The organism is Citrobacter sp. VF227, assembly GCF_052950715.1.
The window spans coordinates 1-255 of the sequence record NZ_JBRFVF010000731.1 but is presented as its reverse complement, the minus strand read 5'-3'; the positions used below and the strand labels follow the sequence as shown (position 1 = coordinate 255).

General features: G+C 51.4%; 1 pseudogene. It reads right to left on the bottom strand.

Annotated features, from left to right (window positions below):
• Positions 1 to 255, bottom strand: a pseudogene (locus tag ACU8YC_RS28770) (ATP-binding protein); the annotation flags it as partial.

Sequence of the window (255 nt, the reverse complement as noted above, 5' to 3'; positions counted from 1 at the left end):
AGGATCGCCGTTGCCAGTACGTTATCTCCGAACATCTCTCCCCAGTCTGCGAAGCCTTTATTTGACGTCAGGATGATGCTCGCTTTTTCATATCGACGGTTCAGTAGCCGGAAGAACAGGCTGGCTTACTCTCTGGTCATTGGCAGATAGCCTATTTCATCCAGGATCAGCACCCGGGCATAACTCAGTTGCTGTAGCTGACGCTCCAGTCGGTTTTCCTGTTTCGCTTTCATCAGCGTTGCGATCAGTCTGTCC